The sequence below is a fragment of the Nocardia donostiensis genome, from assembly GCF_002081715.1.
GTDB lineage: Bacteria > Actinomycetota > Actinomycetes > Mycobacteriales > Mycobacteriaceae > Nocardia > Nocardia donostiensis.
In genome coordinates this window covers 22,552-29,595 of the sequence record NZ_MUKP01000054.1, presented here as the reverse complement: position 1 = coordinate 29,595, position 7,044 = coordinate 22,552, and the positions used below count along the sequence as shown (strand labels likewise).

At 65.0% G+C, this 7,044-nt stretch carries 8 protein-coding genes and 2 pseudogenes; 4 read left to right on the top strand and 6 right to left on the bottom strand.

Annotated features, from left to right (window positions below):
* Positions 1-38: 38 nt before the first annotated feature.
* A pseudogene (locus B0T44_RS23620) lies at positions 39-997 on the top strand (IS3 family transposase).
* A gap of 164 nt (positions 998-1,161) precedes the next feature.
* Here the strand turns inward: B0T44_RS23620 and B0T44_RS28325 are convergent.
* The 6 genes and pseudogenes from B0T44_RS28325 to B0T44_RS28320 form a co-directional block, all read right to left on the bottom strand.
* Positions 1,162-1,290, bottom strand: a complete 129-nt coding sequence (locus B0T44_RS28325; protein ID WP_254893709.1) for a hypothetical protein — start codon at positions 1,288-1,290, stop codon at positions 1,162-1,164.
* 170 nt (positions 1,291-1,460) lie between these two features.
* Entirely contained in the window at positions 1,461-1,841 is a 381-nt protein-coding gene (trxA, locus tag B0T44_RS23615; protein ID WP_077117319.1) for a thioredoxin, read from the bottom strand.
* The gene (locus B0T44_RS23610) at positions 1,838-2,122 is read right to left on the bottom strand and encodes a hypothetical protein (RefSeq protein WP_139347831.1); all 285 of its coding nucleotides are present in this window, start codon (positions 2,120-2,122) and stop codon (positions 1,838-1,840) included. The genes trxA and B0T44_RS23610 overlap by 4 nt, the downstream gene beginning before the upstream one ends.
* Before the next feature lie 506 nt (positions 2,123-2,628).
* A complete protein-coding gene (locus tag B0T44_RS23600; protein ID WP_077117325.1) occupies positions 2,629-3,207 on the bottom strand; it encodes a helix-turn-helix domain-containing protein in 579 nt (192 codons plus the stop codon).
* A gap of 64 nt (positions 3,208-3,271) precedes the next feature.
* On the bottom strand, positions 3,272-3,643 hold the full coding sequence (locus B0T44_RS28750; RefSeq protein WP_438269038.1) for a mannosyltransferase YkcB-related protein: 372 nt from the start codon (positions 3,641-3,643) through the stop codon (positions 3,272-3,274).
* 690 nt (positions 3,644-4,333) lie between these two features.
* Positions 4,334-4,579: pseudogene (locus tag B0T44_RS28320) on the bottom strand (serine hydrolase); the annotation flags it as partial.
* Here B0T44_RS28320 and B0T44_RS23590 point away from each other — a divergent pair.
* From B0T44_RS23590 to B0T44_RS23580, 3 genes are all read left to right on the top strand, one after another.
* The gene (locus B0T44_RS23590; protein ID WP_081512593.1) at positions 4,565-5,452 is read left to right on the top strand and encodes a DUF4132 domain-containing protein; all 888 of its coding nucleotides are present in this window, start codon (positions 4,565-4,567) and stop codon (positions 5,450-5,452) included. The pseudogene B0T44_RS28320 and the gene B0T44_RS23590 sit on opposite strands and share 15 nt — an antisense overlap.
* Before the next feature lie 535 nt (positions 5,453-5,987).
* Positions 5,988-6,425, top strand: coding sequence for an LLM class flavin-dependent oxidoreductase (locus tag B0T44_RS23585; RefSeq protein WP_139347834.1), 438 nt, complete (start codon positions 5,988-5,990; stop codon positions 6,423-6,425).
* Positions 6,361-6,798, top strand: a complete 438-nt coding sequence (locus tag B0T44_RS23580) for a hypothetical protein (RefSeq protein WP_245839477.1) — start codon at positions 6,361-6,363, stop codon at positions 6,796-6,798. Before B0T44_RS23585 ends, B0T44_RS23580 begins: the two co-directional genes overlap by 65 nt.
* Positions 6,799-7,044 lie beyond the last annotated feature (246 nt).

Here is a 7,044-nt window from a genome sequence, read left to right as displayed (position 1 = left end):
CTGAATGCCCACGTTGTGGGCGGAAAGGCTCGATATTCATGGCGACACGGAAACGACATACTCCTGAGCAGGTCGTGTGGAAGTTGACCGAGGCCGATCGGCTACTGGCCGACGGTAAGGACGTGGCAGAGGTGTGTCGGTTGCTGCAGGTCACCGAGGCGACCTACTACCGGTGGCGTAACCAGTTCGGCGGGTTGAAAGCCGATGACGCCAAACGGTTGAAAGACCTCGAACGCGAGAACTCGACGCTGAAACGACTGCTCGCCGAAGCCGAGCTGGAGAAAGCAGCGCTGAAGGAGATCGCCAAGGGAAACTTCTAGACCCGGAACGTCGGCGGGCAGCCGTGGCGCATCTGCGACAGGGATTCCGCCGCGCCTACCACCAGGCCCGCGACGAAGGCTGGGTGGCCAACCACAAGAAAGTTCAGCGGTTGTGGCACGACGAGGGCCTGCGGGTCCCGCAGCGACGGCGCCGCAAACGACTCGGTGCTTCCACCACCGACACGGTGGCCGCTGATGCACCGGACCAGGTCTGGGCGGTCGATTTCCAGTTCGACGCGACCGAGGACGGACGTCCGGTCAAGATCGTGTCCATCATCGACGAGCACACCCGGGAATGCCTCGGCGGGCTGGTCGAGCGTTCGATCACCGCCGATCGGCTCGTCGACGAACTCGACCGCCTCGCCGCAACCCGCGGCTACCCTGCGATGTTACGTTGCGACAACGGCCCCGAGTTGGCGTGCGCCGTGATGGCAGACTGGGCCGGTGAACGAGTTGGGCTGGCGTTCATTCCACCTGGTCAACCCTGGCGTAACGACTACATCGAATCGTTCAACGGCCGACTACGCGACGAATGCCTCAACATCAACAGCTTCTGGTCACCGACCCAAGCCAGGGTCGTGATCAGCGACTGGAAACACGAATACAACCACCACCGAAGACATTCCGCGCTCGGCTACCGAACCCCAGCCGGATACGCTGCCACCTGTATCCACTGATAACCGACTCTCACTCCCGGTGGACCACATCATGGGGACTGGTCAGGCACACTGATTCAGCTGTCCAATCGACATCAGAGAGCACCCACCAACGAGTAGACGCGACGTCCAGTGAAGTGAATGTCACCGAGTGCGCTTTCGAGCGTGATGAGTGAAAGACCACCTCAGGCCTTGCCGTACGGGAAGGCCCGCAGAACGTAATCGGTGTCGAAGAAGTCGACGATCACCGGCGTTGCGCCGAACCCTTGGATCAACCGCGGAATCAACGCACGACCGAGCACCCCGTGCCTCACCCGTCGGATTCTCGTTGCGCTTCGCTGTCACATGGGTCACGCGTGGAGCGGCGAAGCGCAACGATCATGTGTTGAACCCGCAGGTGCAGCGACCAGGGCGCTTTGTCCTCTCGGCAAGCACGGACAAGCAGGCGACGGATACGATCCTCGGCGCTCGCCATGCCTGTCGGTTAACTGGTCGCGGCCGGTAGATAGGGGCCGAGTTCGTTCACCAGCGCGCGCTTATGCATCGCCCCGACGAACTGGTGGACGGGTTCGCCGGCTCGGAAGACGATGGTCGTTGGAACGCCCATGACCTGGTACTTGGCCATGCTCTGCGGGTTCTCGTCGATATTCATCCGTGCGACGGTGATCTGGTCGCGGTAGTCACCGGCGGTTTCATCGAGGATCGGAGCGAACATTCGGCATGGTCCACACCATGGCGCCCAGAAGGCGACGACCACGGTTCCTCGGGAACTGAGGACGTCACGCTCGAAGGTCTCATCACTGACATTGATGGTGTTGGCCATCGTGTTCTCCGCTTCTGTCTTGTCCGACGTAGGATCGATCATCGCGCCGCCGCCGCGCGGTAGCGTTCGACATCGTGCTGTGTTGCTTCGTGGGCGAGGTCGTGTGTGATGAAGAACGCGGCAGCCTCGCCTACACCTGTGGTAGTCACGGTCTGAGCGCGCTTGTCGGTGCCATTGCCTGCCGCTCGGATGGCGGGAACGCTGGTGCGTCCAGTCCAGCGGTCTCGTCCCAGCGTCGACGCGGCGTTCGAGCCCGCCGCACCGCTGCGACCACGACGATCCCGTACTCGCTTGTTGGTTTCCACTGTCGGCAGCAGTTGCATCGCACTGACCTCCTCGAGATTCAAGCTGCCATCGGGGGCCGTCCTGTAACAAAGATCGTTGCCAATTCCGGGACGGCCTGGTGAGTGATGCCGCCTTCGACGGCGCCCGGCCACGCTCCGGGCCTCTTGTTCCGCGCCGCCAAGTCCGGGTGGCGTAGCCGCGTCGTGTCGACTGACGTGACCGGGTCGTGTTCTCCGAGTGGCCTGACGGTGGATAGTGCCTGGCGGGCTCGCAGGGATCGTAGGTGCTCTGCTCGGACCGGTGCCGACCGCGTGCTCAGTCCACGGTTCGGTGCAAGAACCTCTGATCAGGGACCTCGTCGTAGCAGAACGAGTCCCAGACGGGCTCGCTACCTCGGTCGACGAAAGCGCCCGACTTTGCTCCGCCTACGAACAAGCCCACTCCGGCGTCCTTACTGTCCTGCTGGCGTGGAATGGCCGTGTTCGATGCTTCCTGCGTGACCGACAAAGGACTGGCAACGGAGAGCGCGACCATACGGAATCCGTCAACGTGGTGTGGTACGGAGGTGGATCCGCTCGCCCTGACGGCCGAAGAGACTGAGCACCTCGACGTCGCCTCGTCCGGCTGCGCCGAACCAGTGAGGAATCCGGCAATCGAACTCGGCCGCCTCGCCGTTGCCCATCACGAAGTCGTTCTCGCCCAACCGCACGCGCAGCCGGCCACGAAGAACATACAGCCATTCATGTCCCGAATGAGTCCGCAGATGCGGCGCCTCGTCATCCGCCGGAATGACGAGCTTGTAGGCCCGGGGCTCGCTCTGATGGCGCGACAACGGTATCAGGACCCGCCCGTCCAAGCGGGTCCGTTTCTGCGGGATCCGCGGATCGACAATCCGGGGCGACGATACGATCTCGTCCAGACCGATTCCCAACGCCGCGGTGATCGGCAAAAGCAACTCCAGACTCGGCTTCCGCTGAGCCGACTCCAGACGAGACAATGTACTCGTCGAGATACCGGTGACACGCGCGAGCGCGGCCAGGCTCATGTCCTTCTTTTCGCGCGCTTGCCGCAAGCGAGGCGCGATCTGCTCGATCACCGAGTCAACCGTCGGCTGATCCTCCATACCCCCAATTTAGCCCGCCATCCCGGTACCAGCACGAGGATCTTGCTGAAACGGCATTACCTCGCTAAATCATCGGTCTGCTGCGTAGGTAGGTGGCGCTGTGGCGGCAATGCGATGACGTCCCCTTGGCCGTGCTGTGCCAGCGCGCACGGTCTGCCCGTTTCGGGCGGACGACTCGTGCGTTGATGCGGCCTGCGTTGATTCGGGCGCGTCGGCCGCAATCGACGTCATGACTCGTCCTCACCTCCGGGCCTGGCCGTGGATTTCGCCTCCGGCGACGTACTCCTTGAATTGCGTCGACGTCGGTGCCGGATCGCCGGAGCTGGCCGCCGACTGCCATCACGGGAAATTCGGTGGCCAACTGATACGCGGCTGCGTTCCTGGAGCCTACTGCCGCGGCGGTCCAAGTGAAGTCTCCCGCGTTGTCCGACAACATCGTGACGAGCTCCTCACTCGGTTCTCCGACGGCCTGCCCGGGCATGCCGCCGCCGCGCGAGCCGCCCGTTTGGGCGGATATCGCGGCGGCGCTGTAGTCAGGGCCACCGGCCCGGGCGGCCCGCCCGTGCCCAGCTGCTCGTCATCGACGCTCGGTCCCGCGGTAGCGCGCCCGCTGGGTGCGTGCGACGCTCAGCGTCTGCACCCTGGTAGACCGGGACCATCCCGCGACATGCTGTGGTGTGGCGTGCTCATCCCCGCAGCAGTGCATGTAACGCTGCCTGGCGGCTCAGGTGCCTCGCGTGCGCACGACCCACTGCGATGAAGAATTGGGCGTGCCGTACCCCGGTCGGGAGTTCGCCCGGGTTCAGCGTCTCGGCGATGCGCAGCGCCTCTGCGGGCTCGCGTCGCTATCATTTGCCACAAAGCGACGTCGGCGCCACCGAATGTTCGGTGGCGGGCGGAACTTCGACCGCCGGGAGCAATCTGCCAGTCGTGTCGCGATCTGGGCCGCTTCCTCGAGGCGGCGCCGCGCATCGCCCCCGGCCAGCGTTTCGAAGACCTGGTCTGTGAACGCGCCAACCCCACCGTTTCGAGCTCGCCGAGGGTGCGCGCATCGGGCGTCAGCCGGTCGGCCGCGCGGCCAGCGGTGCCAACGCGTCAGGCAGCGCTCCGGGACTCGTTTCAGGGGTTATCGTGCCGACATTGAAAGCTGTTGTAGGACGGCATGGGCTGCGGTGACGCGGGCGTCGATGGGAAAGTTCTTGTTCGCAAGCATGACAATGCCGATCCGTTCGTCGGGCACGAAAGCAGCATACGCGCCGAACCCGGCAGTGGAGCCGGTCTTGTTGAACAGGGTCGGACGTGAGGGCGATCGCGGCGTGAGGGACGTGGCCGGGTTGGGCTTCATAGCCGCGATGGAATTGCCGGCCAGCAGCCGATCAAGGTCCGTCGTGACAGTGCCGCTGAGTTCGATGAGCTGCGGGCCGACATCGACACCACACTGACGAGCCAGAGGGCACGCCTCGAACGGTTGTTCCTCGCGCCGCGCACCTGGACATTTGATGTGTGGCGGGAACTGTACCTGGAGCATCCGCTGGTCGGCAGTCTCACCCGGCGCCTGCTGTGGGATGTCGACGGGACCACGATCGGATACGCTGCCGGGCAGCTGCGCACTTTTCCCGGCGATCCTATAACCGATGGCTCGCAAGTCCGGCTATGGCATCCCATCGGTCGCGCAATCGATGAGATCCAGGCCTGGCGGGTTCGCCTCGACAGCCTCGGGATCACGCAACCGTTCGAGCAGGCCCACCGCGAAGTGTACCGGCTCACCGATGCCGAACGCGAAACTGCCTCCTACTCGAATCGGTTCGCCGCACATACTCTGCGGCAACACCGGTTCCACGCTGTTGCGACCCTTCGCGGCTGGCGGAACAAGCTACGCTTACCGGTCGACGACGAGGCGCCGCTGGCGACCCGCGAACTGCCCGAATGGGATCTGCGCGCGGAATACTGGGTCGATAGCAGATGTGACGAGGAGGGCACCGGCTCGCCGGGCTACCAGTATGTGTACGGCGGCCAGATCAGGTTCTACCCGATCGATGCCCCCGTGGCCACGGCACACATGTGCGATGAGGGTTACGGGATGCGGCCGGAGGCCGGGGTGGTACCGGTCGACCCTATCCCCTTGGAAACCGTACCGCCTCTGGTGCTGTCCGAAATACTCCGCGACGTTGCCTTCTTCGTCGACGTCTCCACCGTCAGCAACGATCCTCCACGGGGTGACGGTCCTCGTTCCGCCATTCAGTGAGACCTGCGAAACCCTTATGGGTGCCGGCGCTCGGGCGAAGTCACACTAGGGCAGCCTTCCCTGCTGTCAGCGGCGGGTGGCTCAGCTGGTCGGCCCGGTGGGGTACATGTTGGTTCCCATACCGAGAACTGCTGTTGCTGCCCGGGAAACCTCGCTCATAGGCGCACCGGATTCGAGACCATCAGTGTGTTTCGTTCCGCATGCGTGGCCGCGAGTGTGACTGCCCGAGTTCTGCGAACCTGCTCCAGCTGAAGACCCTTCACGGGACCCGGCGGATACTCCATTCCACGCTCGAGGCCTCTGCCCCGCTCGCGTGGCAGGTCGGGGTTGGTGTGCGCCTGGTGAGTACCTACGCTTCGGACCATGGGGCACAAAGGAGCGGGACCGAGTCCGGCAGATAGCTCGGTTGTGCCGAGTCCGAATCCGGCGCGTGGAGGCGCCGCCGTCGCCGGAGGGCGAGGAGTCGGAGAGCTGCCGCTGGCGAGACACCTCGGTGTCCCGTAATAGCATACCGTCGCTTGGGGTTGTGCCCGGTATGCGATTCGGCGTCTACGTTCCTTCGTACGGTCCTTACGGCGATCCGCGCGTGCTGCGTGATCTCGCGATAGCGGCCGAGAACGCGGGCTGGCACGGGTTCTTCGTATACGACGTGATCAGCCCCTTGGATGACGAGCCGCCGCCGGTCGCGGATCCGTGGGTGGTGCTGTCGGCGATCGCGCAGGTGACCACGACGATCGCGCTGGGGCCGATGGTTGTGCCGTTGCCGCGGCGGCGACTGTGGAAACTGGCGCTCGAGATCGGCACCCTGCAGCAGCTCTCCGGCGGGCGGCTGATCCTCGGAGTGGGGGCGGGGGGTACCGGAGGACTACACGAACTACGGCGAGTCCGCCGACCGGCTCGGATCGCGGCTGGACGAGGCCGCTGGATTGCTGCGACAGCTCTTGTCCGGCGGGGTGGTGGAGCACGCCAGTGAGCGCTACCGCGTGTCGGGTGTTCGCTCGGCACCGATCGATGTGCCGGTGTGGACGAGCGGGTTCTGGCCCCGGCGGACGCCGGTGCGAGCCGCGCAGGACGCGGACGGGCTGTTCCCGCAGATCCGCGACCCAGCGCACGACTTCCGGTTGCCGACGCCGGAGGAACTGGTCCGGATTCGAGCGGATTTCGTGGAGGCCGGCGGGCGAGCAGACGGCGACATAGCGATGTGGTCGCCGAGTACCGAACCGTCCGCCACGCGCGTCGGCGACTACGCCGACGCAGGCGTGACCTGGTGGTTCAGAGACGGCTCCACTGTCACGCCCGAGCAGCTCCGGAAGCGGATCGCCGCCGGCCCACCCGACATCGCGTAGTGCTGCTGGCCGCCGCCAGCACCAGCTACGTCGACGAAGAGCCCGCCGACCACGGTCTGTGGTCGCGTGGTGGGCTCACCGCGAAGTTATCTGGCCGCCGAGCGGCGTAGGCGGCCATCGGCGCTGATGAATACGTCTTGGCCAGTGGGGCTGACTGCCCGCAGTACACAACGGTGCTCGGCTAGGTCGGATACCGCGGCTCGGGGTCGGTGGGACCCGGTCGCGGCCGGCTTTCGAGGTCTGGGA